Annotated in this window: 26 protein-coding genes; 8 read left to right on the top strand and 18 right to left on the bottom strand. The window is 64.6% G+C overall.

What is annotated here, in order from left to right:
* Positions 1 to 30 precede the first annotated feature (30 nt).
* The 4 genes from ASE68_RS10685 (at position 31) to ASE68_RS10695 (ending at position 3,743) form a co-directional block, all read left to right on the top strand.
* Positions 31 to 393 (top strand): metalloregulator ArsR/SmtB family transcription factor, encoded by a 363-nt coding sequence (locus ASE68_RS10685; RefSeq protein ID WP_200921700.1) that lies wholly within the window; start codon positions 31 to 33, stop codon positions 391 to 393.
* Positions 394 to 730: 337 nt separating this feature from the next.
* The gene (locus ASE68_RS19865) at positions 731 to 1,090 is read left to right on the top strand and encodes a helix-turn-helix transcriptional regulator (protein ID WP_082462175.1); all 360 of its coding nucleotides are present in this window, start codon (positions 731 to 733) and stop codon (positions 1,088 to 1,090) included.
* Positions 1,087 to 3,060 carry a cation-translocating P-type ATPase gene (locus tag ASE68_RS10690; RefSeq protein WP_055858209.1) on the top strand — a complete coding sequence of 658 codons (1,974 nt, stop codon included), beginning with the start codon at positions 1,087 to 1,089 and terminating at the stop codon, positions 3,058 to 3,060. Before ASE68_RS19865 ends, ASE68_RS10690 begins: the two co-directional genes overlap by 4 nt.
* Positions 3,057 to 3,743: a thioredoxin domain-containing protein gene (locus ASE68_RS10695; RefSeq protein ID WP_055858212.1), complete on the top strand. Its 687-nt coding sequence runs from the start codon at positions 3,057 to 3,059 to the stop codon at positions 3,741 to 3,743. Before ASE68_RS10690 ends, ASE68_RS10695 begins: the two co-directional genes overlap by 4 nt.
* Positions 3,744 to 4,010: 267 nt before the next feature.
* Here the strand turns inward: ASE68_RS10695 and ASE68_RS10700 are convergent, their stop codons facing one another.
* From ASE68_RS10700 to lnt, 8 genes are all read right to left on the bottom strand, one after another.
* On the bottom strand, positions 4,011 to 5,033 hold the full coding sequence (locus ASE68_RS10700) for a cytochrome c oxidase assembly protein (protein WP_082462176.1): 1,023 nt from the start codon (positions 5,031 to 5,033) through the stop codon (positions 4,011 to 4,013).
* Positions 5,030 to 6,904 (bottom strand): cytochrome c oxidase assembly protein, encoded by a 1,875-nt coding sequence (locus tag ASE68_RS10705; RefSeq protein ID WP_235480827.1) that lies wholly within the window; start codon positions 6,902 to 6,904, stop codon positions 5,030 to 5,032. Before ASE68_RS10705 ends, ASE68_RS10700 begins: the two co-directional genes overlap by 4 nt.
* 94 nt (positions 6,905 to 6,998) lie before the next feature.
* Entirely contained in the window at positions 6,999 to 7,739 is a 741-nt protein-coding gene (locus ASE68_RS10710; RefSeq protein ID WP_055858216.1) for a cytochrome c biogenesis CcdA family protein, read from the bottom strand.
* Positions 7,736 to 8,332, bottom strand: coding sequence for a TlpA disulfide reductase family protein (locus ASE68_RS10715; protein ID WP_055858219.1), 597 nt, complete (start codon positions 8,330 to 8,332; stop codon positions 7,736 to 7,738). The genes ASE68_RS10710 and ASE68_RS10715 overlap by 4 nt, the downstream gene beginning before the upstream one ends.
* Positions 8,329 to 9,054, bottom strand: coding sequence for a thioredoxin domain-containing protein (locus ASE68_RS10720; RefSeq protein ID WP_082462177.1), 726 nt, complete (start codon positions 9,052 to 9,054; stop codon positions 8,329 to 8,331). The genes ASE68_RS10715 and ASE68_RS10720 overlap by 4 nt, the downstream gene beginning before the upstream one ends.
* Positions 9,055 to 9,067: 13 nt before the next feature.
* The gene (locus ASE68_RS10725) at positions 9,068 to 9,844 is read right to left on the bottom strand and encodes a M23 family metallopeptidase (RefSeq protein ID WP_162238271.1); all 777 of its coding nucleotides are present in this window, start codon (positions 9,842 to 9,844) and stop codon (positions 9,068 to 9,070) included.
* 163 nt (positions 9,845 to 10,007) lie between these two features.
* The gene (locus tag ASE68_RS10730) at positions 10,008 to 10,433 is read right to left on the bottom strand and encodes a hypothetical protein (RefSeq protein WP_055858225.1); all 426 of its coding nucleotides are present in this window, start codon (positions 10,431 to 10,433) and stop codon (positions 10,008 to 10,010) included.
* 58 nt (positions 10,434 to 10,491) lie between these two features.
* Complete coding sequence (lnt, locus tag ASE68_RS10735; RefSeq protein ID WP_235480828.1) at positions 10,492 to 12,060, bottom strand: apolipoprotein N-acyltransferase; 1,569 nt, start codon at positions 12,058 to 12,060, stop codon at positions 10,492 to 10,494.
* 227 nt (positions 12,061 to 12,287) lie between these two features.
* Between lnt and ASE68_RS10740 the strand changes: the two genes are divergently transcribed.
* Together ASE68_RS10740 and ASE68_RS10745 are read left to right on the top strand one after the other, a co-directional pair.
* On the top strand, positions 12,288 to 12,677 hold the full coding sequence (locus ASE68_RS10740) for a helix-turn-helix transcriptional regulator (RefSeq protein ID WP_055858231.1): 390 nt from the start codon (positions 12,288 to 12,290) through the stop codon (positions 12,675 to 12,677).
* A gap of 2 nt (positions 12,678 to 12,679) precedes the next feature.
* A complete protein-coding gene (locus ASE68_RS10745) occupies positions 12,680 to 13,591 on the top strand; it encodes a cation diffusion facilitator family transporter (RefSeq protein WP_055858234.1) in 912 nt (303 codons plus the stop codon).
* Between the two features lie 90 nt (positions 13,592 to 13,681).
* Here ASE68_RS10745 and ASE68_RS10750 read toward each other — a convergent pair whose 3' ends face one another.
* The 5 genes from ASE68_RS10750 to ASE68_RS20220 form a co-directional block, all read right to left on the bottom strand.
* Positions 13,682 to 14,143, bottom strand: coding sequence for a hypothetical protein (locus tag ASE68_RS10750; RefSeq protein ID WP_235480829.1), 462 nt, complete (start codon positions 14,141 to 14,143; stop codon positions 13,682 to 13,684).
* 225 nt (positions 14,144 to 14,368) lie between these two features.
* A complete protein-coding gene (locus ASE68_RS10755; RefSeq protein WP_055858236.1) occupies positions 14,369 to 15,598 on the bottom strand; it encodes a Dyp-type peroxidase in 1,230 nt (409 codons plus the stop codon).
* A complete protein-coding gene (locus tag ASE68_RS10760; protein ID WP_055858240.1) occupies positions 15,588 to 16,121 on the bottom strand; it encodes a copper chaperone PCu(A)C in 534 nt (177 codons plus the stop codon). The genes ASE68_RS10755 and ASE68_RS10760 overlap by 11 nt, the downstream gene beginning before the upstream one ends.
* Before the next feature lies 1 nt (position 16,122).
* Complete coding sequence (locus ASE68_RS10765; protein WP_055858243.1) at positions 16,123 to 16,743, bottom strand: copper resistance CopC family protein; 621 nt, start codon at positions 16,741 to 16,743, stop codon at positions 16,123 to 16,125.
* A 127-nt stretch (positions 16,744 to 16,870) separates the two neighbouring features.
* Entirely contained in the window at positions 16,871 to 17,476 is a 606-nt protein-coding gene (locus ASE68_RS20220; RefSeq protein ID WP_152030937.1) for a hypothetical protein, read from the bottom strand.
* Between the two features lie 278 nt (positions 17,477 to 17,754).
* Here ASE68_RS20220 and ASE68_RS10775 point away from each other — a divergent pair, with 278 nt between their 5' ends.
* Positions 17,755 to 18,222, top strand: a complete 468-nt coding sequence (locus tag ASE68_RS10775) for a MerR family transcriptional regulator (protein WP_055858250.1) — start codon at positions 17,755 to 17,757, stop codon at positions 18,220 to 18,222.
* On the opposite strand, the gene ASE68_RS20225 is transcribed toward ASE68_RS10775, so the two are convergent.
* Both ASE68_RS20225 and ASE68_RS10780 read right to left on the bottom strand, forming a co-directional pair.
* On the bottom strand, positions 18,194 to 18,514 hold the full coding sequence (locus ASE68_RS20225; RefSeq protein ID WP_157421612.1) for a hypothetical protein: 321 nt from the start codon (positions 18,512 to 18,514) through the stop codon (positions 18,194 to 18,196). The genes ASE68_RS10775 and ASE68_RS20225 overlap by 29 nt on opposite strands.
* Positions 18,511 to 18,855: a hypothetical protein gene (locus ASE68_RS10780; protein ID WP_055858253.1), complete on the bottom strand. Its 345-nt coding sequence runs from the start codon at positions 18,853 to 18,855 to the stop codon at positions 18,511 to 18,513. Before ASE68_RS10780 ends, ASE68_RS20225 begins: the two co-directional genes overlap by 4 nt.
* A 58-nt stretch (positions 18,856 to 18,913) precedes the next feature.
* Here ASE68_RS10780 and ASE68_RS10785 point away from each other — a divergent pair, with 58 nt between their 5' ends.
* Positions 18,914 to 19,897, top strand: coding sequence for an arsenic resistance protein (locus ASE68_RS10785; protein WP_055858255.1), 984 nt, complete (start codon positions 18,914 to 18,916; stop codon positions 19,895 to 19,897).
* Between the two features lie 67 nt (positions 19,898 to 19,964).
* On the opposite strand, the gene ASE68_RS20230 is transcribed toward ASE68_RS10785, so the two are convergent.
* The 3 genes from ASE68_RS20230 to ASE68_RS10800 form a co-directional block, all read right to left on the bottom strand.
* Entirely contained in the window at positions 19,965 to 21,266 is a 1,302-nt protein-coding gene (locus tag ASE68_RS20230; protein WP_157421613.1) for a hypothetical protein, read from the bottom strand.
* 5 nt (positions 21,267 to 21,271) lie between these two features.
* Complete coding sequence (locus tag ASE68_RS10795; protein ID WP_055858263.1) at positions 21,272 to 21,538, bottom strand: hypothetical protein; 267 nt, start codon at positions 21,536 to 21,538, stop codon at positions 21,272 to 21,274.
* An 87-nt stretch (positions 21,539 to 21,625) separates the two neighbouring features.
* Positions 21,626 to 22,006: a hypothetical protein gene (locus tag ASE68_RS10800; protein ID WP_055858267.1), complete on the bottom strand. Its 381-nt coding sequence runs from the start codon at positions 22,004 to 22,006 to the stop codon at positions 21,626 to 21,628.
* Positions 22,007 to 22,095 lie beyond the last annotated feature (89 nt).

A 22,095-nucleotide genomic window follows, 5' to 3' on the forward strand; every position in this document is an offset into this window, starting at 1 on the left:
GTTTGTCAATATTGGAGTACGATGGCTGACATGTCCACCACGCTGCTGCCTGTGATCCAGCCCGACGCTGCCGTGTGCTGCACGCCGCTGACCAGCGAGGCCATGGACGCGGAGCGTGCAGACACCCTCGCGAAGAAGCTGAAGGCGCTGGCCGACCCGACCCGGCTCCGACTGGTGTCGATCGTCGCAGCATCCGAGGGTACCGAGGCATGCGTCTGCGACCTCATCGAACCCGTCGGCCTCAGCCAACCGACCGTGTCGCACCACCTGAAGATCCTCATGGAGGCCGGCTTCCTGACCCGCAGCAAGCGCGGCACCTGGGCGTACTACAAGCTCGTTCCGGGAGCACTCGGCGAACTGTCCCAGCTGCTCGACGTCACCGCGTCCCGCTGACACCGCCCAGACTCGCCATCCGCCTGCGCTGGAACGGGCACCGCCTCGAAGGCGGCGCCGTCCTCACTGTGGACTCCACGGCATCACGCCAACGACTCAATGCGATCAACGCGGACGCAAATCGCAACGTGCGCGCACACCTCCCGAACGTCGCTAGCAACCGCGAACCGACCCTAGGCAACGCGACATCGAGCGGTCACAGCTTCTCGCCTCAAACGGCAAGCTCCATATTCGACGCACTGATGCACAGTAAGGGCGGCGGCTATGGGCGGGCGCATGAGGTGACGGTCAGAAGCCCGCAATGACTTCAATACAGCGAACGCTGTATAGTCATCGCATGCTGACTATTGCTCCGCGCGTTGATGTGATGAATCGGTTGGGTCGGGCGATGGCTGATCCAACGCGTTCGAGGATTCTGTTGAGTTTGCTGCAGGAGCCGGGGTATCCGGCGCAGTTGGCGCGTGCTCTCGAGCTCACGCGGAGCAATGTGTCGAATCATCTCAGTTGCCTGCGCGGTTGTGGGATCGTGGTGGCGATTCCCGAGGGGCGCGCCACTCGGTACGAGATCTCTGACCCGCACCTCACGCGTGCGTTGACGTCACTGCTGGACGTGGTTCTTGCCGTTGATGACGCTGTGCCGTGCGCTGTCGACGGCTGTGATATTCCTTTCTGCTGCGGCCCGGGAGTCAACCCATGAGCCGCGAGTGCTGCGGCCCCGACGATGCTCCAGTAAGCATCACCCTTCGGGCGGGGGTGCCCGAGGATCCACCTATCGCCGCGCTGGTCGATGATCATGACGAGCACGGCGAAGAGCATGAGGAGTTGGTTCCGTGGTGGCGTGATCGTGCGCTCCTGCTGCCGGTGATCTCCGGCGTGCTGCTCGCTGTCGGGTTCGGGCTCGAGTGGTCAGGTGTGGGATGGCCAGCCACGGTGGTTCAGGCGGGCAGCCTGCTTGCAGGTGCGACGACGTTCGTGCCTGGCGCGGTCAGGCGCCTAGTTCGCGGCAAGCTTGGCGTTGGTCTCCTGATGACGATCGCTGCCGTCGGCGCGGTGCTTCTTGGTCATGTGGGCGAAGCGGCTGCGCTCGCGTTCCTTTTCTCCATCGCTGAGGCCCTGGAGGACCGGGCGATGGATCGGGCCCGGCACGGGCTGCGTTCACTGCTCTCGCTGATCCCGGATACGGCGCGGCTGTCTCGCCTCTCTGGCGAGGTCACAGTCCCGGCCGCGGAGATCCGTGAACTTGACATCCTCGTGGTGCGTGCAGGCGAACGCGTCGCGACAGACGGAGTCGTCGTGATGGGTCGCAGCAGCATCGACACCTCCGCCGTGACCGGTGAATCGATTCCAGTGGAAGTTGGACCAGGTGATCCGGTTCCTGCCGGATCGATCAATGGCGCCGGCACGATCCAGGTCGAGGCGACCGCAGCTGGCCATGACAACTCGCTTACCACGATCGTCAAGCTGGTTGAGGAAGCGCAGGCGAAGAAGGGCGAACGGGCCCGGCTGGCGGATCGCATCGCCCGCCCGCTGGTCCCGATCGTTCTGATCGTGGCAGCCCTGATCATCGGGTTCGGGTTCCTGGTCGGCGATCCCGGCTTGTGGACGGAACGTGCACTGGTCGTGCTCGTCGCGGCTTCCCCGTGTGCGCTGGCGATCGCCGTGCCCGTAACGGTCATCTCCGCGATCGGCGCGGCAAGCCGGTTCGGCGTCATCATCAAATCCGGTGCCGCGTTCGAGCAGCTCGGCGCGATCCGCATTGTCGCGTTCGACAAGACTGGCACCCTGACCCGCAACAAGCCCGAAGTCGTCGACATCGACACATTGAACTTCGACCGTGATGAGGTCTTGAGGCTGGCTGCAGCCCTCGAGGCGAACAGCACCCACCCGATCGCGTCCGCGATCCTGGCCGCCGCCCCGGAGCACTCGGCGGCATCAGAGGTGACGGAGGATGCCGGACACGGTCTCACCGGTACCGTCAACGGCCGCACCGTGCGGGTTGGCAGCACCCGGTGGCTGGACGCCGGCAACCTATCCGAGCGTGCGAACGCGATGGAAGGCGGAGGGATGACGGTCGTAGTCGTCGACATCGACGGGAGTGCTGTCGGCGTGATCGGCATCCGCGACCAGCTCAAGCCCGAAGCCGCTGACACGATCCGTCAGCTCGAGGCGGCCGGGATCAGCAGCGTCATGCTCACCGGCGATAACACCCGCACCGCGAAGGCCATCGGCTCCCAAGCCGGCATCAGCGACATCCGCGCCGAGTTGCGACCCCAGGACAAGGCAGCCGCGATCCAAGCCCTTTCCTCCGGCAAGCCCACGGCCATGATCGGTGACGGAATCAACGACGCGCCCGCCCTGGCCGCGGCGGACGCTGGCATTGCCATGGGAGCGACCGGTTCCGCGGCCGCGGTCGAATCCGCGGATGTCGCGTTCACCGGCACCGACCTGCGGCTGATCCCACAGGCCCTCGCGCATGCCCGCCGCGGCCGGCGCATCATGACCGGCAATATCGTGCTTTCGCTCGCGATCATCATCGTGCTCTTCCCCTTAGCCCTGTTCGGAGTGCTCGGGCTCGCCGGCGTGGTCCTAATACACGAGATCGCTGAAGTCTTCGTGATCCTCAATGGCGTCCGCGCCGCTCGCCGGAAGGTTCTCCCCGCAGCATGAAGAAGAGCACCAAGTTCCAGATTGGCATCCTCAGCGCGATCCTCCTCACCGGTGCGGGCGCGATCACCGCAATCGCACTCAACCAGCCCGGCGCGACCACGCCTGACAGCTCCATGAGCGGCAGCGGCAGCGGCAGCAGCAGTCCAGCGGCAGTAGCCGTCGTGGCGGAGAACAGCCACCGGCTGGATGTCGCAGACAACGGGACCGTGACGTTCACGGAGTTCCTCGACTTCGAATGCGAAGTCTGCGGCGCGGTGTACCCCTTCGTCGAAGAGCTCCGAGAGGAATACGCCGGCGAAGTCACCTTCGTCACCCGCTACTTCCCGCTGCCAGGCCACTTCAACTCGAGGAACGCGGCGATCGCCGTCGAGGCCGCAGCCCAGCAGGGCGAGTTCGAAGCGATGTACCACCGAATGTTCGAGACACAGGGCGAGTGGGGCGAGCAGCGCGTCTCCAAGGCCGACCTCTTCCGCCAATTCGCCGAAGAGATCGGCCTCGACCTGGCCGCCTACGACGCGGCTGTGGCAAACCCATCCACCGAAGCACGCGTTCAGTACGACTACGACGCCGCGACCGCGCTCGGTGCCCAAGGCACCCCGACGATCTTCATCAACGACGACCTCGTTCCGCTCACCTCTCCCGACGACATCCGTGCTGCGCTCAACCGCGCTCTGGCCAATTGATGCCCGAGCAATTGACATCGTGTGTCGAGAAGATCGACGCGTGTCCCCCTTGGTGACAGAACTGCGCGAGGGTGTGCCCTCGTCGGGTGGACGGTCAGCTCGCCTGGGGTCGAGCGGACTGCCTCTACTCGATCCTGTCCCAGGCGCGGTTGATGTGAGACTCATGCCAAACAGGGTTCTTCGTTAAGTTGCCACGGTGGTCCTGTTTCGATTGGCATTTCCAGAGGAGGTCCTGAGTTCGGTTGCAGTTCCGGAGGAAGTCCCAACTCATCCTGTTGTCCCTTGATTGGGTCGTTCTGCGGCCGTCCTCGCACCGGACGCACTTTCGCGCATACGGTCATGCGCGGTGAGACGCTGCAAGTAGCGGTTGTACGCCTCGAGTTCTGGGTCCCCGGTGCGGTCGATACGGAAATCCCTGGCTCGAGCGAGGCGAGTATCGTCCCGATACCAGCGGGCAAGAAGGACGAGGGCCAGCGCCAGCGTTGGGGCTTCACCGTATGACCATGCGAGTGCGCCCGCGATGCTCTGGTCGGCCACGGGGTCGATGGCCCAGGAAGGGGGCGGTGAAGCGAAGTACGGTACCAGTGGCGTGATGGCCATCATGACGATCACGCCGAAGAACGCGTGCAACGGCATTTCCGAGAAGAGGTCGACGAGCCGGCCGAGATGGGATTGCCGCTTGGGAAGCGGGTCCGAGGAGATGAGCGGGACGGTGAACAGGATGCCCGCCGCCAGGAACGACAGCTCAAGCCCGAGATGTCCGAGCCAGGTGTTCAGCAGAACGTTCGCAATGTTGCTGAGGTAGATGCCATAGAACGCGAACAGGAACAGCGGAATCATGAAGCCGGGATGGAGCACGAACCGCGAAACTCGTGACTGCAGGCCGGCTATCGCAATCCGAAGCAGCAGCCGGCCGACGCCATGATGCGGGGTGGCTCGGAGCAGCAGCGTTCCCGGCGAGCCGAGCACGAGAAGCGGCGGGATAGCCATCATCAGCGTGAGTTGCTGGAACATGAACACAGAGAACAGTTCGTATCCATATCCTTCCAGCCTGGTTCCCGTGGTCGCTGCGATGAGCAGGCAACCGATGAGAAACAGCCCGCCTCGCCAAACGGGCCACGGCCGTTTGAGCATTCGTAGCCGGATCCAGCCGCAGACGTATGCGCCAGCAAGGAGGGCCGCGAGCAGCGGAAGCACCGGGACCGGCTGCAGGTCGACTATCAGGAATTGCTCGAGGCTCGGCGGTTCCTCTGGAATCGACACGGGTCCGCTCACATCACCGCGGATCATCGATGTCTGTCTCGAGATGGTGTGGCCGGGACGTTGGCGCCGGTATGACCGTCCCAACCCGGAATCGTTTCGGGTCGGTTGCGGAACTGCTCTCGATCCGCGTGGGTCCACTGGTAGCCCAGGATTGCCGTGAGGATCAGGGCGGGAAGCGTCACGACAGCCCACAAGGTGACGCCTGCGGCTTGTTGCGCTGAGAGAGGGTCGACTTCCCAGCCTTCGGCAATGATCCCGTACCAGCTCGGCAGGAGCAGGTCGTTCCTAGTCAACAGGGTCAGACCGAAGATGGTCAGGGAGACCAAAGCGACGAGCAAAGCCATCAAACGGAGCGGGTAGGGGTTGCCCCGACCTTCCTGCCCTGTTTCGAGGATCGATTGGCAGAAGAGGATGCCGACGAGCAGGAATTGCGCGGTCGCCCATTGCTGACCGACGGGATCCTCCAGGACCCACCTGAGAACGGTCGGGGTGTACAACAGGATCATCGAGCAGGCGAACAAGGCGACGGTCACGATCGGGTGGGTGGCCACGGCGGCCACGCGGGACTGCACCACGAGGACGGCCCACTCCCGCACGCCGCGGCTGCCGTCACTCCGTGGTCGCGCCGCTCGGAGGAGCAATGAGGTCGGTGCACTGAGCACGAGAAGCAGAGGCACCGTCAGAATGAGCACACCCTGGCCGACCGTTTGGGCTGTGATCAGATACGGGGAGTACACGTTCGGGGCGCCGCTCGTGACGTAGTACAGCAGCACCATCCCGACGACCCAGCTCGCGCCGCGCCAAGTTGGCCATGGTTCTCCTCGTCGTCTGAGCTGTACTACCGCGCGGATATACGCGGCGATGCCGAGACCAGCGACGAGGAGCCAGACCGGGTCGAGCGACCAGGCGTCCAACACGCGGAGCGGACTGAAAGGGAGCGGGAGATCCTGACCTGTGAGGCGCTGAGATGGGGTGTTCGCGATCTGCTCCACAACCGGTGGCGATGTCCGGGAGAGGACCGTGGCAAACCCGGATGCGCCCCCCATGATCGCAAGCTCGACAATGACGAGTCGCCAGATCCGAGACCGCACCGCCGAAGGCCTGGCTGGCTTAGTAAGCAGGCGGGTCCGGTAGTAGGCGCCCAAGACGCCGAGCGCCAACAGGAGAACGACCTTGCCTGAGAGCAGGCGTCCCCAATCGGTCGTGAGCAACTGCTCCGGAGATTGCAGCCGCAGCGCCGCCCCGACCGTGCCGGCGGTAGTGAGGACGATGAAGCTGACGAGCGCGATGCTGGAGTACCGAGTCAGCGCGTTCGACGCCTGAGCCTCCGGAACTCGCCGGTGCGTGAGGACGAGGGCGAGGAGCCCGCCGATCCAAGCAGCGCTGGCAGCGACGTGGAGCCACAGCGCGCTGGCCGCAGCGGTGTGGCTGCCGGCACCCGCCGCATGTCCCTGCAACGACACTGGCACCATGGCCGCGAACGCGGCGATCATGACGAACGCGACGGCAGTTTGGTTGCGAACAGCGAAGCACAACAGCGTCAGCGCAGAAGCGGCCAGCACCGTGGCCAGCCAGGCTCGGCCGAGTTCGATCTGCGTCAGAAATTGACCCAGACTCGGGCCGAAGATTTCAGGGGGCACCGTCCCAGCGACGCTGAGGAAGGTCAGCACGGTAGCTGCCGCGGCGCTCACCGTCCAAACGAGGGCGCCGCAAGCGCTGACGTCGAGCGCGTACCCGTATCCGGGTGATGTTCTCGGGAGGATCAGGGTCGCCAGCAGCAGCCCGCCGATCGTCGTCGCGGTCGCGAGGTTGGTGAGCCCCTTCATGACGGGCAACCCGTACTCGATGATGGGTGTGACTTTGAAGACCGGGGCGGGTCCAGTGGTCGTCGCGAGCACCCCGATCACGCATGCGGCGACCATTGCCGCTATGACGAGCGAGGGGACAATGAACAGCGCCCTGCTCGATGGAGCTGGTATTCGCGTGCGAGGGCTAGATCGGGAGGACGACACCGCCAATCACCGCCTGCAACTGGTACAGCCAGGTACTCCACACTCCGGTGAGCATGAGCACGCCGATCAGGATCAGCAACAAACCGCCGGCGAGGTTCACGCTGCGGAGGTGGGCGCGGATCACCATGACCGCGGTCGATGCCCACGAAAATCCGAGGGCGAGGAAGAGGAACGGCAGGCCGAGGCCAAGGCAATAGACCAGACCGAGGAGTGCGCCGCGCAACGCGGACCCGCCGTCAAGACTCAAGGCAGCAATTGCAGTGAGCGTCGGACCCATGCATGGCGTCCAGCCCAGCCCGAACACCACGCCGAGGATCGGAGCGCCAAGGATCCCCCGGGACTGTGCCTGCTGCGGCTTGATGATGCGTTGGAAGAATCGGATCCGGCCGGTGAAGACCAGCCCCATCAGGATGATGATGATGCCGAGGGCCCGGGTGATCAGGTCCTGCCAGGCGATCAGTACTGAACCGAGGACGCCGAAAATGGCTCCGTACGCAACGAAGACCATTCCGAACCCGGCGATGAACAACACCGTGCCTGCCACCAAACGCTTGGAACTCTGAGCGGGGTGTGCGATTCCCCCGATGAACCCGAGGTAGCCGGGGACAAGCGGGAGCACGCACGGCGACGCGAACGAGATCAGACCTGCCGCTAGGGCGATCGGGATCGCCAGTATCAGTTCACCCGTCAGTACAACGGTGAACACGCTGTCGGGGATCATGGTGCCTCCGAGAGCACAGTGTTGATGAGCGCCTCGAGGATTGATGGGCTTGTCACCCTGCCGAGCACGCGGGCTGCCACCCGGTGCTCGGCATCCAGGACCAATGTGGTGGGCACGGCGTTGGGTGCGATGACTCCGCTAAATGCGAGCAGCGCCGCACCACCGTCAGCATCGATGATCGATGGGTATGTCACCCCGTAGGTTTCGGCGAAGGCACGAGCTGTCGCGACCTGGTCACGAATGTTCACGCCGATGAACTGGACCCCGTCCGGTTCGAACTGCTCGGACAGTGTTTGAAGGTCTGGAGCCTCTTTCCGGCACGGGGCGCAGCCCGCATACCAGAAGTTCACCACGAGAGGTTGTCCGTCGAAGTCCGTAGAACTGAGCTGGGCGCCGGCATCCGAGATGCCATCGAACTCCACCGTCTGGCCGCGCTCAGCCATGGGAACCTCGGTGATCGTGCCGTTGCCCGCGATGAAGTTCTTCCCGCTTCCTTCCCGGTACTGCGTGGCCACATCATTGGACGAACACCCGCTGAGCAGGAGCACGCCGAGGAACGTCGCGGCGAGCCGGGATCGAATCCGACCGGTCATCTTCCGAGGGCGGCGTCGATCGCCGAGGTGAGGTCGTCCGCCGATCGCAGCTCGAGCAGTTCGCCGTTCAAGAAGAGGGTCGGGGTGCCGCTGACGCCCAGTGCGGTGCCGTCGGTCTGGTCGGAAAGCACCCGCTCCTCGGTTGTCGGGTCGGCGACGTCGGCGTCGTACTGGTCGAGGTCCAGGCCGAGCTCGTCGGCGTACTGACGGAAGACGTCGGCCTTCGAGTCCTGTTGTTCAGCCCACTGAGTCTGGGTCTCGAAGAGCTTCATGTACATCTCCTCGAACTTGTCTTGACGCCCCGCCGCTTCCGCCGCGATCGCCGCGTTGAGGGCGTTCTGGTGGCTCGGGATCGGGAAGTACCGGGCCACGAACGTAACCTCGCCGGCGTACTTCTGCCGGAGTGACTCGATGAAGGGGAACGCTGCCCCGCAGGCCTCGCACTCGAAGTCGAGGAACTCGACGAGGGTGACATCGGTCGCGCCGGGCTCGCCGAGAATGTGGCTGTCCTCGCGAATCACCTCATTTGGTGCGGTGGTGCTGTTCGCGTTGGGCTCGGACGACGTGGGGCGGGTGACGAGGAAGATGATCACTACGACCAGGAGGAACGCGAACACGGCGCCGACATTGATCCAGAGGACCCTCCTAGTTCTGGCCTTTTCGACGGTGCCGGTGGGAGTCGCCGGGCGGGTGGCCTTGCTGGGGTTGCGCGGTGCGGTCATGATGTCTCCAATTTCAGCCGACCATCTCGGTCAGCCAGGCGTACGGGTCGATGGGGTCGGTCCCGTCCTCCCAAATCTCAAGGTGCAGGTGAGGGCCGGTGCTCTGACCGGTATTGCCGACTTCGCCGATCTTCTGACCGACCGCGATGATGTCCCCTTCGGTCACCTCGAGCGACCCGAATTGCATGTGCGCATACAAGCTGACGTATTTTCGGCCGGCCACGACATGCTCCACTTGAACTGAGACACCGAATCCCGAGTCGGATTCCTCCGCGGCGATGACGGTTCCCGCGGCGATGGCATCGATCGGTGTGCCTTCGCCCGGGGTCATGTCCAAGCCTTGATGGAAGGTGGAGCACCCGCCGCACGGCGCTTCTCGTGGCCCGTACCTGTCGGTCAGTGGTACGCCGACGGGGAATGGCCACTGAATGGGAGAGTTCCCATCGTTGATGAACGTTGCCGCGGTCCTCATGTTCGCCGCAGCGCGCAGCTCCTCCCCGGAAACCGCCGTGTAGGTCTCATTGGAGAGCGCCTGCAGGGTCGCATCGGGCGGTACCGAAATCGATTGCGTATCTCCGCGCCCCGACGCTGCGGCGACGTAGGCGTCCGCGGAGAGCGGGCCGACTACCGCAATCGGCATGGCGGAGGTCGCGAGAAGCAGGGCTGCGGTTATTCGCGCCAGGATCGCTGGTCGGGCATGGCGCGGGGGGCGTGGCGGGGTGTTGGAGGGCTGGGTGGAAGGCTCGACCGGGACCGCGGTCGTCGGTGGGCGCCGCTCGGGCTTTCCCATGGCCTGTCGTCGGGTTAGCTGGTTCGACTGAGGTGGTATTTGGTTCATCGGGTCTCTCTGCAACAAGCCGTGTCGGCCTGGCGGGCATGGAGGCACAAGGAGTCCTGCGGCGGCGACGCGGCGCTCGGTGGGCGCCGCGAAACCGTGAGAACTCGGCGTGCTTCTAGACCCGGCTGATGCAGAGAGCCGTCAGGGTCGGTGCTGGCGTCCACGCGGGCGTAGGCAACACCCTGCTGAGAGGCGTGGCGATGAGAGCGGCAGCCGCCGCGATGCTCGGTGGGCGTCGCAGCCGGAGGAGCACCATGAGCAAGGCGGTGACGCATCCCAGCCCGATGGAAATGCACAGTGCGAGGGAATCACCGATCGGGACCGCGTCCCGCTCGGTGGGCGTCGCCGTTGGGAGATCATCGGCGGAGTCCGCCTGGAGCGCGACCTCGATGCTGGCCGTGTTGAGCGTCCCGGTGGCCGCGTGACTGGACTCGTACGAGTGTGCGAGGAGCATTGCGAGGGCAGTGCCGATGATCAGGAGGACGGCAATCAGCGCGAGATGGAGACGCTGCGGTGGCAGTGGCGTCTCAATGCGACTCATGGGGTAGTACCTCGAGGACAGGGCTGATCAGGACAGCACGAAGATAGCAGACTGACCACTAAGCCTTCTGATCCGGCCATCCTCGATGATGAGCACGGGGCGCTGATGGGGCGGTCCGGGAGGCCAAGGCCACCATGAGCCCAGCGAGCCCCAGCCCGGAGACGAACCATTCGATCTGCCTCCCCGCGATGACGGCAGGGGTGACCGTGTCTGAGAGCGGGACCTCCGTGACGATGGCGCCGGGAACCCATGTGGGCAGTTCGGACTTCAAGGAACCGTCCGGTGCGATGATGGCACTCGTTCCGACGGTGGAGATGTTGATGACGCTCCGGGCGGTCTCCAGCGCCCGCATGCGAGCTATCGCAAGCTGCTGAACGCTCTCATCAGTCCGGCCGAAGTCAGCGTTATTTGTTTGGGCGAGGATCACTTGAGCGCCCGCCTGGATCATTTCTGTGATGAGGCGGTCGTCAGCGATGTCGAAGCAGATCGATACCCCGGCCGCTACACCGCCGATATCGAAGACGTTCTCGCGTGTGCCGATCGAGTAGTCCCGAGTGACGAGGTCGATGAGTTCAGGCGCGAATGGTCGCCAGAACGCACGGTCAGGCATGTACTCGGCAAAGGGAACGGGGTGAGCTTTGTCGTACCAATCGGTGATGCCTTTGTTGGGCTCCCAGAGCAGGGATGTGTTGAAGAACTCGTCGCCACGCGCGGTGATCGTACCGACGACCAGCGGTGCGTTGAGATCTTGGGAAAGCTGTTCGAGAAGCCGTGCTGATTGTGGTGAACGCAGCGGGTCGAGATCGGAGCTGTTCTCGGGCCAGACGACGACATCGACTGCGTCAGGCTCCAGGAGAGGCGTCGCCGCACGATGGGCACGCAACAGCTCGCCCGGTCGATTCTCGGCGAAAAGACCGGCATCAGCACCGCCTTGGACCGCCGCAACCCGGAGCGTGGCGTTCGCTGTCGTAGGCCATCCGGGGATTGCGAGGAGGACTACGACGGCAGCAGCGATGACGAACGACGCCGTTCGGAACGGAACTTGCGGGTAGCGAAGCAGCTGCACGGACAGTGCGGCCAACCACGCCACAACGAAACTCACGCCGGCGGCGCCGATCCACGGGAGGAGGTCATCCAAGCCCCCGCTGGCTTGCGAGATCGACAAGCGACCCCACGCGAACCCCCCATACGGCCACACCGCGGCAACCCCCTCGCGTGCAGTCCAAACCCCAGCAACCGCCACCGGAATCAGCCCGAACCTACCTACGAGGGTTGGCCAAATCACGCTGCCGCGGGTGAGGAGAACGGCAATGAGCCCTGCGCTCAAGGCAAACAGCGCCGTCTCAAGCCCAGCCAAGGCGATCCACGGCAGGGGGCCGAGGTACAACGTGAGCCACTCCACATGGAGGAGCCAGAACGCACCCCCACCGGCGATTCCGATGAGGACGCCTCCGCCGAAACCGCGGCCAAGCAAACTTGCGAACAGTGCGCCCACGGCGACGGGCGCCATCCACCACCATCCGCGATCTGGGAACGCAGTATCGAGGAGAGCGCCGGCGGCCACCGCCACGGGGAGCGCAACCCAGAGCGGCATTCGGCTGGAACCCACGCTTCCCGGATGATTCACGGTCCGCAGCATAGGCGGCCGAAGCTGTCAGCACGCCGCACATGACAATGCCGCGGAGGAGATCAGGTGGACTCGCTGTTCCGTCACCAAACTGTCGCGGCGAGGACCAAGGGCTGGCGCGCAGCGACTGGGCAACACGACCTTGACGCCGCGCTCAGTTGCATCCGATTGACGTGAGTCTGCTGATTAGCAAGTACGCTGACGCCTAATAACGCTAATATCGCCGTATGACGATGAATCGTGAGGTCGCGCGCTCCGGGCTTGCACCGGCCACTCTTCTGTTTCGTGCCCTCGGCGATCCGAATCGGCTACTCATCCTGCAGCACCTGCTCTCCGGTGAGCACACCGTGCGAGAGTTGACGGAGCATCTCCGTCTCGCTCAGAGCACCGTCAGCGCTCACCTGGCTTGCCTGCACGACTGCGGGCTGGTCTCCTCTCAGCCTCGTGGGCGCTCGACGATCTGGTCACTCACGGCTGAGAGCGATCTGTTGGCGCTCCTTGCTGCGGCAGAGCGGCTCCTCGAGGCCACCGGGTACGCCGTGGTGCTGTGCCCAACCTGCGGGGCCAACGCGCACGACGTGCGCGGTGAGCTGTCCCTCGTCAGCGCGGAAGGCTAGCCATGTCCCACGAACACAACCACGGCACGTCCAGCAACAGGACACGACTCGCGATCGCATTCGCGATAACCGCGTCCATCCTCATCGCGGAGGTGATCGGTGCGGTACTGACCGGTAGCCTCGCCCTCCTCGTCGACGCTGGCCACATGCTCACGGATGCAGGTGGGCTGCTCATGGCGCTCATTGCAGCATCGCTTGTGCTGCGGCCGGCAACCGCTCGGTACACCTGGGGATTCAAGCGAGCGGAGGTGCTCGCCGCCCTTGCGCAGGCCGCCATTCTGCTCGCCGTAGGCATCTACGCGTTCATCGAGGGAGTGAAACGACTGTTCGAACCGCCGGAGGTGTCCTCGACAGGCCTTCTGGTGTTCGGCGTGATCGGACTGGTAGGCAACATCGCTGCCATCCTGATCCTCAGCGCCGGTCGTGGCGCGAACCTCAACATGCGAGCGGCATTTCTTGAGGTCATCAACGACGCGCTCGGATCCGTCGCCGTCATCATCAGTGCACTCGTCATCGCGGCCACAGGCTGGACGCAGATCGACGCTCTGGCCGCCATGCTGATCAGCGCGCTCATCATCCCCAGAACGCTGATCCTGCTCAAGGAATCGGCGAGCGTTCTTCTCGAATCAACACCAAAGGGACTCGATCTCGACGATGTCCGGGCCCACATCCTCGCAATCCCGCATGTACTCGCCGTGCACGACCTGCATGCATCACAGATCGCAACCGGGCTTCCAATCCTGAGCGCGCATGTCGTCGTCGAGCCCACGTGCTTTCAGGACGGACATGCGCCCGATATCCTCGCCGATCTTCAGAAATGTGTCGCCGATCACTTCCAGGTGAAAATCGACCACTCGACATTCCAAATCGAACCCAGCAACCACCGAGCAGCTGAGACGAATGCCCATGAATAGGTCCCACAGCTGCGACTGAGGAGATGAGCTCATCTCGTCCGCTCGCAGAACGATGTGGTCTTCACGACAGCCGTGCCATTGTGGGCGGCGTCAGTGAATGAGCGCCTTCAACAGCATCATGACGAGGCCAAAGGCGGCGGTACCGAGCGCGCCGGCCATTCGGATTGGCCACGTTGCGCCGCGCCGCGCGAAGGCGATCCAGCCAAGGACCGCGAGAACCAGGACACCAGCCCAGAGGGCAGCCCAAAGCGCTCGCGAATCCTCAACGACATCGGTCGCGCCGAGGAGCAGGATGACCAACGGGATGGCTGATGACGCCAGCAATCCCAACGATCGTCGAACCGAGAGTTGAAATGCCTCGCCCAACCCCCGCACGCGGTCGTGCTCGAGCCCGTGACGGGCAACCGTGCCGGCATACACGTGAGCCGCCCAGAATACGACCACCGTCACCGCGACCTGCCAGAACAACTGCCAGGCGCTGGTGCCGCTTCCCCCGGCCACGACAATCATGCCCGATACAAGAATCACGCCGTAGACGGATTCCTCAGTCACGAATGCCGTACGTGCCAACTCTCTCGCGCGTGAGGATTGAGGGCGCCAGTTGCGCCCAGCTCCCTCCTGTGACCCGCTCATGATGCCCAGCATTGCACGCTGACGGTCTGAACGTCACGAGGAGAGTCTGGTGCGACTCACGCCATCCGGAAGTTCCCCAGCATCGCCGACCGCTCATGCCCCCGCGAACAGCGCGAGGCGAATCGCGTCCCGATGAGCTGGTCGTCAGGCGAGGAGCGTTTCGCCGATATAGCCGCCCTTCTCGCACCCGGGCGGGATCGCGAATACCGCCGAGCCGACCGGGGCGGTCCACTCGTTGAGGAGGTCGAGGTCATCCAGTCGGCGCTGAATCGGCACGAACTGGGTGTCGATATCCGCTTGGAATGAAATGAAGACGAGCCCGGTGTTCGAGATCATCGACGGGTCCGATAGTGCGTCGTCGTAGTTATAGGAACGCCGGAATATGCGCTCGTGAGTGGCATCCGACCGCGCCCGCCGAATGTGTGAGAACTCCGGGATGGTTGGGAACCCGACCGTGGTGGTGTGATTGAAATCGGGCTCGTCCTGTTCGCGAGTACCGGTCAGCGGGGCACCATTGTCGAGGCGTCGTCCGACGGCGAGCTCGCGGCCCGGCCTGTCGAGGCGATCCCATTTGTCGACATTCATGTCGATGCGTCGCATCACCATGCTGGTCCCGCCAGCGAGCCATGACTTGTCATCGATCCAGACGACGGACTCGAGATCCGCGGTGCCAAGTTTCGGATTCGTGGTTCCGTCAATCTGACCGAACAGGTTCCGCATGGTCGTTCCCGTGGCTTCTGAACCGTGTGCACGGCGGAACCCTTTCTGGGTCCAGCGAACGGTGGCGAATCGGCGGGCATCCTTCAGGAGCATTCGTGTCGCGTGGGCGACCGTCACCGGATCGTCGGACGTAACCTGGAGAAGGAGGTCGCCGTCTGACCAGGCCTGCTCCAGTCGGTCTACCTTGAACGCCGGCAGGGGTCGGAGCCACGAACGGGGCGCACGATCCGTGCCGGCGCGATCGACGAGTCTGGGTCCGAACCCGAATGTGATCGTCAAGCGCGCGGGCACGAGGCTGAGCTCGGGTTCTGTATCTGCCAGCGGATTCACACCCTGGGCAAGGCGGGCGGCATCGTCGGATAGGAGCCGCATCATTGCCTGCAGTTCCTCGCGGCCGATACCCTCGCGAAGATCCAGTGCGATGAATGTCGCGTGCGCTGTCGGCGGCGAATCGATGCCCGACTGGTGGGCGCCATGGAACGGGATAGTCACCGTCCCGTTCAACGGGGCTGCTGCGCCCGGGACGATGGGTGCCGCATTCAGGGCGTGGTCTGCCGCGACGGCGGCCACGGCCCCGACACCGGCGACGGCCCCGCCGAGGAAGAGCTGCCGCCGGCTGAGGTCGTTTGGGTTCTTTCCCGCGTTACTCGCCATCGCCCATATCCATGCTCGCGTCAGGCTCATAGCTCTCGTTGGCGCCCGAGTAGTCCTTGACGACGGCGTCCATGGCGACGGTGCTTCCGTCGTCGAACCCGAGGGTGATGGTGACGGCGTCTCCGGCTGTAAGCGGTTCCGCCAGCGCCATGATCATGATGTGATCGCCGCCGGGCTGCAGCGTAAGGGATTCACCCGGTTGGATGACGAACCCGCCTTCTTTGGGCTGCATTTTCATTTCACCGCTCTCGTTCTCGACGGTCTCGTGGAGCTCGAGCATGTCCGAGAACTCGGCACTGGCAGTGACGATCGTGAGCGGCTCATCTCCGATGTTCTCGAAGAGACCAAACCCGGCAGTCATATCAGTGTCGGTCGCCTTCACCCACGCGTCCGTAACAGCAAGTGATTCGGCCTGCGTCGACGCGGCCTGCGCAGGCGCAGCGGGCGTGGAACTGCACCCGGCAAGCGCGAGCGCGAGAACGGGAGCGAGGATGGCAATAGTAGTTCGGATCGTTGCATTCATTTCAAGAGTCCTTTGAGTCGTTCTTCGTGGTCGAGCTGAAAGACGTGGTGCTATCGGATGGCGAACGGCGACGGCCGAGCGATATGCCAAGGGCAACGAGCCCGAGCGCAGCGACCGCACCCATGGCCGCGATGAACGCGGTACGGACGCCGTCATCGACGGTGACGCCTTGAGCAGGGGCCGAACTTTCCGGCTGTGCAGGCTCAGCCTCGGCCTCGGTTCCATTGGTGGCTTCGGCCGCGTCCTCAACTTGCGGGAGCGTCGTCGTGGCACCAACGCCGAACTGGAACACGTCACTGATGAGGTGGCCGTCACTGGAAACGGCACGCCAACGGACGTCGTACACACCGTCCGGCAATTCGCCGCCTATCGGCGCCGTGACCGTATTCCCATCGACCGTGATGCCCCCCGCGACCTGATCGGTCCCGGAAGAGTCGTCAACGATGATGATCGCGCCGATGGGAAGGACGTCATCGCTGAACTCAAGAACGACTTCGGTCGGAGCGGTTTTGACGACAGCGCCCTCCTTTGGAGACGTGCCTTGGATGGAGTCATGGGCATAGGCCGGAGCCGCACTGAACACGGCGATACACGCCGCAATCACCGCAGTCGCGCCAGCCATGCCCGCACGATTTCGTGCACGCAATAGAGATCTCCTTGGGAGAAAAGTGGAAACAACGCAATGGGATGCATGGCGGACGCCGTGCACCCATCGCGGGAAACGCCCGTTGGGCAGAAAGAAAGGTTGGCTACCGCGCAGCCAACGGCGGCCCGCGACGAGGCGCGATCACGATCGAGCGCGACGGCGGGGACAGCAGATCCGGCCACGACATCGCGGGGACCCGGGAAAGAAGCGGCTCAGGGTGAAGAACTACAAGGCCGGACCGCCGCACGACCCGCTCATGGAACCTGGCGGCGCTGGCCGCGAGCATCTTGAACACCGCGTCAACCGACCGCAAGAACGCGAGGGTCACCAGCGCTGACATGGCATGCGCAGCGCTCATGCCATCCACGGAGACGTCCTGGCCGACGACGAGCGTGACATTGCCTTGAGCGAAGTGATCGTGACCGGCCGAGCCATCAATCATCGGCGCTGGAGACATCGGCGCTGGAGATGCAGAGAACAAGGCATGAAACAGGTACTGAGTCGCTGCTACGCCAGCTGCAGACTGCAGGAAACGGACACGTCTGCCCGCGAGCGCAGAACAGATGGGGACACCGATCATGACGGTCGCCGTGACCCCGATCCACGACGGTGGCGCGCCGCCACCAAGCACGTGGGCAAATACCGCGACGTAGGTCGAGGCAACAGCGACCGCGAACCCACGCGCGACACGGCTCCACCGACCAGACATGACAGCCATTCTCCCCTACCACTGCATGCGGGATCATCTTCGCCCCTGGTGTCCGATCCCACGGCGGGACTCGAACGCTTCGGCAGTCCACCAGCCGACCGCAGGCGCTTGTCATGGCAGTCCTCGCACTCAGTACGGTGATCGCGACGTGCGGGCCGCAGTGCGCATCAGTGACGTCCTCTTTGTAGTCGACGGCACGCACCCACGCACCAGCGCGCCGGGGTAAGCGGTTCTCCCGGCCTAGAGTTTCAAGCGGCTTGAAGGTTTACGGTTGTCGCATGGGTGGGTTGCGTATCTCTGAAGTGGCGGAGCGGACCGGGTTGCCGGCGAGCACGATCCGGTACTACGAATCGGCTGGCCTGATCGAGCCTGCTGAGCGTGGTTCGAACGGGTACCGGATGTACGGCGACGTCGAGGTGGAGCGGTTGTCGTTCATCGCGGGTGCGAAGCGATTGAACCTCGGCCTCACCGAGGTCCGCCACCTGGTCGCTGCACGCGAGTCCGACCTGTGCGAGCACGTCCAACGCGACATGCGGGCCGTCGTCGCAACCCGGTTGGCCGAAACGCGGGCGCAGATCGCTGAGCTCGTGCGCCTGTCCGACGAGCTCCAGCGCGCTGAAGATCGCCTGTCACAGCCTGCGACTGGGGGCGTCTGCTCGGACGCTTGCGCATGCTCGGTGATCACGGGAGACGAGGCACTGCAGCCGCCCGCCGGTGCTACGGTGCTGTCGGTCCTGAACCGCTGAACGCGGCTTCACCGTCGCGCCTCCGCGTCGGCTGAATCTCGACGTCGACCCGGGTCGCCGGAAGCCGACACGCTTTCGCTCGGCGCCGACGAACGAGAAGCACCGTCACGACGATTCCCGCGAGCACGGCGACCGCCAGGAGTCCGGGGATCCAGTACGCGCCGAGGAGGGATGCCGCGCCGATGCTGCCGACGATCGCCAGCAGCGGCCCGGCGCAGCATGCCGCACAAGCGAGGACCACAGCACTGATGACTGCGACTGTCGACGCGGTCGATTTCTTGTCCCGCGTCATGCCGCACCCGAGGCCGTCAGTCCGGCATCGCGTGTTGCGGACGCGACGAGTGCCTCGAGCACGGCGGCGTGCTGCTCGGGCACGGTGACCCGCATTGTGAGCGCGTCCACGTCGGACTCGAACTCGAAGGTGAAGAAGGAGCAGCACGACGACTCACGTACGGCAAGGTCGCGGGCGGCCGTTTCGCTCGCCGGATCGAGCGTGAGCTCGGCACGAGTGGCACCCACCAGGTGCACACCGCGGAGACTGCCCGCGAACAGGGCGCTGAACTCCCGTTCGCGGAGCGGCTGCTCGACGGTGGGGAGCGTGCAAGCGGTTGGAGCCCAATCAAGTTCGGTCATGGCGTCGACGCTAAAGCTTCAACCGGCTTGAAGGTCAAGCGTTCTCTAGGCTGGTCGGATGCAGCGACTCGTGAACTGGTGGGACCGGCACCAAGTCGCCCTCTACGTCGCCGCGATCTTCTTCGGCGGCGTGTTCGGCATCCTGGCGCCCGCCGCTGCCCCCGTGCTCACGGCCGCAACGAACCCGGTGCTTGCAGTACTGCTGTTCGCGACGTTTCTCGGCGTCCCGCTGATCGAGGTCGGCCGATCGTTCCGAGATCTTCGGTTCCTCGGAACCGTGCTCGTCGTGAACTTCGTCATCGTCCCCCTGGTCGTCTGGGGGCTGTCCCGGTTCGTGGCCAATGATCGCGGGCTGTTGATCGGCGTGCTCCTCGTGTTGCTCACCCCGTGCGTGGACTACGTAATCGTGTTCACCGGACTGGCCGGCGGGGCGAAGGCGCGCCTGCTCGCCGCGACCCCGCTGTTGATGCTGTTGCAGATCCTCCTGCTCCCGGCGTACCTGTGGCTCTTCGCTGGTGGCGAGGCCGTCGCGCACATCGAGCTCGAGCCGTTCATCGAGGCATTCCTGGTCATCATCGTCATCCCGCTGGTCGCGGCCGCGATCGTACAAGCCGTCGCCCGCCGGCACCGCGCCGGGCTCGCGATCGAACATGTCATGGCCGGCGCGATGGTGCCGCTGATGATGCTCACCCTCGCGGTCGTGATCGGATCCCAGATCGCAGCCGTCGGCAGCGAAGCCCTCACCCTCCTGCGGGTCGTTCCCCTCTACGTCGCGTTCCTCGTCGTCATGCCCATGGTCGGGCTTGCGGCCGGTCGCCTGACCGGGCTCGAGGTTCCCGAAACGCGTGCCGTGATCTTCAGCAGCGCCACCCGAAACTCGCTCGTCGTGCTCCCACTCGCACTCGCCCTACCCGCCGAGCTCGCAATCGCGCCACTCGCCGTCGTAACCCAGACCCTCATCGAACTGGTCGGCATGATCGTCTTCGTTCGCCTAGTACCGAGGCTCGTCCCGAACAACGGCAGCGCGAACATGTCGCGCTGAGGGATTCCTCGGGAACGACCTCCTCCTGCGGCTTCTGTCAGGATGCGAACAGCAGAGCGACCGATAACTACAGTCGGCGTCTCATCGAGATCGACTCCTGCCTCACAGTCGATGTACGGTCCGTACCCGCGATTCGGAGCGCCGCAAACCGGCCTGCGCGGTGGAGATCTAGGTCACTGAGGAGGCCGGACGCACTCCGCGCCTTGACCTCGTCTGCCCCGATGCAGGTCAAGAGCAGTTGCTCGTCGATCCGTGCCTTACCTCGCTCAACTCGAGCACGATTCTCGATCGCGGCCTCTGCGCTCAATCGCGCTCGGTGGCGCACAACATGCACGACGACCGCATGCACGAATTGTTGAAACTGCTGATCGTGCTCCCTTTGCCACAGGAGTATCTGTGCATTTCGGACGGCGGCAGCGACGTCCCGGCTCGTGAGCCGATCGGCATGTCGATTGCCATCGAGGACTAAGTCGACGGCACGCGCCCACATCACGTCTTCGGCGCTCACAAGCGGCAGACCCATCCGCTCTCGGCTCGCGACGTAGGCCTCGGCGAACTCGCGCATGCGAGCGTGGTGCTTCTGCATGTGGTTCGCGAGCGCGGTGCGGAACGCGGCGATTTGACGAAGTCTTTCTGGAAGACGTGTGTCACTGAAGAACGCCTCTGAGGCGCGCTCATCCGCACGCCTCGCAGCGGCGGTCGACGGGTGGATGCGCTTTGGCGGCAAGCCTGCGCGAGCGAGTGCCCGCTTGAGGCGCCTGGCGGCAGCGTTCGCCTCGAGTTCAGCTCGATATCGATCAGGGTCTGCACGACGCGCACGCTGAAGCTCAGCGCGATGTTCCTTGTGCTCTTCGGCCCAGGCCTGCTGCCGAGCTCGCGTTCCTTCGGGATCGGCGTCACGGCGGGCAGTCGCCCGCGCATTCACCTCGTCACGGTTCGCGGCGTAGTAGCGGTTGTAGTACACGCGGACTTTGTCACGGTTCGCATCGACCCATTCGCGTTGGTAGGCCCGCACCCGGTCAGGATGCTCCACACGCCAGACGCGAACGCGTTCGCGTGCCCGCGCCCGCGTTGCTTCCTCGCGCCGACGTCGCGCAGCAGCACGCCGCATGGACTCTCGGTTGAGCTCTCGCGCATGCTCGAGGTGCTCCTCGCGCCATCGCTGGTTCGAGGCCCGAACACGGTCACGGTTGGCCTCGACCCATCGCCGACGCGTCTCGGCGTGCTGCTCGGGGTGTTCGCGTCGATAGCGACGCGCCTGTTCGCGCTTCTGCTCGCGCCTCCGTCGACGCGCGGCCTCGTCCTCTGCCGGCGGGATGCTGGCCCCCGTTGGGCGCGCCGCCGAATCAGGCGTGGACGAGGCGCTCATCCGATCTAGCCGTTCGGTGGCGGCGCCAGCTCAATGACGAGCGCCAACAGCGCCGAGCGGTACCCGGTCGGATCTGTGATTGTCTGAGTGATCGCTTCACGGAGATGATCCGACTCGTCTGGGTCGAGCTCATCGACAGCCTGCAGACAATACTCGACGTCATCCTGGATTCGATAGGCGCCGTCGGTCACGGTCACCTCGGGCAGGTAGAAGAGAGCCGCGAGGGCGGTGCGACCGAGCAGATCGTCGAATTGCTCCTGCGAGCGCGTCATGGCTGGCCTTCCTGTCGGCGGGCTGGTCGACGACCAGCATGCCGCGAAAGAGAGGTGCGCCATCGGCACCGTGCCGAGCGAGCGAGTTCAGTGCTGAATTGCCGGATCCGGCCGCCGCACGCCAGCCTCGGCTTCTGCCTCAAGTTCGAGCATGGCGAGGATGCGACGCGAACGCGCCTCTCGAGCTCGCAGACGCAGCAGGCGAATAGCCGTCACCGGCCCCGCGACGAGGAACTTGCACGCATTCCAGACGCACAGCAACGCGAGTGCGCTGAACCAGCCGCCGTCCTCAGCCATCCCAGCGAACGCGGCCGCGAAGAGCCCGTAGGGCACGGCGAGCAGCATCGCCGGCAGGCCCCACTTCAGTCCGCGCCGCGTGTGCAGCGCATCCAGCAGGCGGCTGGTCGGCATGAAGCGACGAACGAACATTCCGGTACGGACGCTGACGGCCCAGACGAATGCGAACATGCGGCTGCTCTCCGATCGGTCGGCAGCGGGAACCTGGAGAGACGGCCTAAGCGGCGTCGTGCCGTCACATCGGTGTCGGCGAACACATT

It is taken from the genome of Agromyces sp. Leaf222 (genome assembly GCF_001421565.1).
Classification (GTDB): Bacteria; Actinomycetota; Actinomycetes; order Actinomycetales; family Microbacteriaceae; genus Agromyces.

Excerpts from the sequence above, each read along its gene's own strand:
- ASE68_RS10695 (WP_055858212.1), top strand. The coding sequence starts at position 3,057 with ATGAAGAAGAGCACCAAGTTCCAGATTGGCATCCTCAGCGCGATCCTC.
- ASE68_RS10700 (WP_082462176.1), bottom strand. The coding sequence starts at position 5,033 with ATGATCCGCGGTGATGTGAGCGGACCCGTGTCGATTCCAGAGGAACCG.
- ASE68_RS10800 (WP_055858267.1), bottom strand. The coding sequence starts at position 22,006 with ATGTTCGCATTCGTCTGGGCCGTCAGCGTCCGTACCGGAATGTTCGTT.
- ASE68_RS10745 (WP_055858234.1), top strand. The coding sequence starts at position 12,680 with ATGTCCCACGAACACAACCACGGCACGTCCAGCAACAGGACACGACTC.
- ASE68_RS10690 (WP_055858209.1), top strand. The coding sequence starts at position 1,087 with ATGAGCCGCGAGTGCTGCGGCCCCGACGATGCTCCAGTAAGCATCACC.
- ASE68_RS10755 (WP_055858236.1), bottom strand. The coding sequence starts at position 15,598 with ATGGCGAGTAACGCGGGAAAGAACCCAAACGACCTCAGCCGGCGGCAG.
- ASE68_RS20230 (WP_157421613.1), bottom strand. The coding sequence starts at position 21,266 with ATGAGCGCCTCGTCCACGCCTGATTCGGCGGCGCGCCCAACGGGGGCC.
- ASE68_RS10685 (WP_200921700.1), top strand. The coding sequence starts at position 31 with ATGTCCACCACGCTGCTGCCTGTGATCCAGCCCGACGCTGCCGTGTGC.
- ASE68_RS10795 (WP_055858263.1), bottom strand. The coding sequence starts at position 21,538 with ATGACGCGCTCGCAGGAGCAATTCGACGATCTGCTCGGTCGCACCGCC.
- ASE68_RS10765 (WP_055858243.1), bottom strand. The coding sequence starts at position 16,743 with ATGGCTGGCGCGACTGCGGTGATTGCGGCGTGTATCGCCGTGTTCAGT.
- ASE68_RS10780 (WP_055858253.1), bottom strand. The coding sequence starts at position 18,855 with ATGACCGAACTTGATTGGGCTCCAACCGCTTGCACGCTCCCCACCGTC.
- ASE68_RS10720 (WP_082462177.1), bottom strand. The coding sequence starts at position 9,054 with ATGACCGCACCGCGCAACCCCAGCAAGGCCACCCGCCCGGCGACTCCC.
- ASE68_RS20225 (WP_157421612.1), bottom strand. The coding sequence starts at position 18,514 with ATGACGCGGGACAAGAAATCGACCGCGTCGACAGTCGCAGTCATCAGT.
- ASE68_RS20220 (WP_152030937.1), bottom strand. The coding sequence starts at position 17,476 with ATGTCTGGTCGGTGGAGCCGTGTCGCGCGTGGGTTCGCGGTCGCTGTT.
- ASE68_RS10740 (WP_055858231.1), top strand. The coding sequence starts at position 12,288 with ATGACGATGAATCGTGAGGTCGCGCGCTCCGGGCTTGCACCGGCCACT.
- ASE68_RS10710 (WP_055858216.1), bottom strand. The coding sequence starts at position 7,739 with ATGATCCCCGACAGCGTGTTCACCGTTGTACTGACGGGTGAACTGATA.
- ASE68_RS10730 (WP_055858225.1), bottom strand. The coding sequence starts at position 10,433 with ATGAGTCGCATTGAGACGCCACTGCCACCGCAGCGTCTCCATCTCGCG.
- ASE68_RS10785 (WP_055858255.1), top strand. The coding sequence starts at position 18,914 with ATGCAGCGACTCGTGAACTGGTGGGACCGGCACCAAGTCGCCCTCTAC.
- ASE68_RS10725 (WP_162238271.1), bottom strand. The coding sequence starts at position 9,844 with ATGGGAAAGCCCGAGCGGCGCCCACCGACGACCGCGGTCCCGGTCGAG.
- ASE68_RS10760 (WP_055858240.1), bottom strand. The coding sequence starts at position 16,121 with ATGAATGCAACGATCCGAACTACTATTGCCATCCTCGCTCCCGTTCTC.
- ASE68_RS10775 (WP_055858250.1), top strand. The coding sequence starts at position 17,755 with ATGGGTGGGTTGCGTATCTCTGAAGTGGCGGAGCGGACCGGGTTGCCG.
- ASE68_RS19865 (WP_082462175.1), top strand. The coding sequence starts at position 731 with ATGCTGACTATTGCTCCGCGCGTTGATGTGATGAATCGGTTGGGTCGG.
- ASE68_RS10715 (WP_055858219.1), bottom strand. The coding sequence starts at position 8,332 with ATGACCGGTCGGATTCGATCCCGGCTCGCCGCGACGTTCCTCGGCGTG.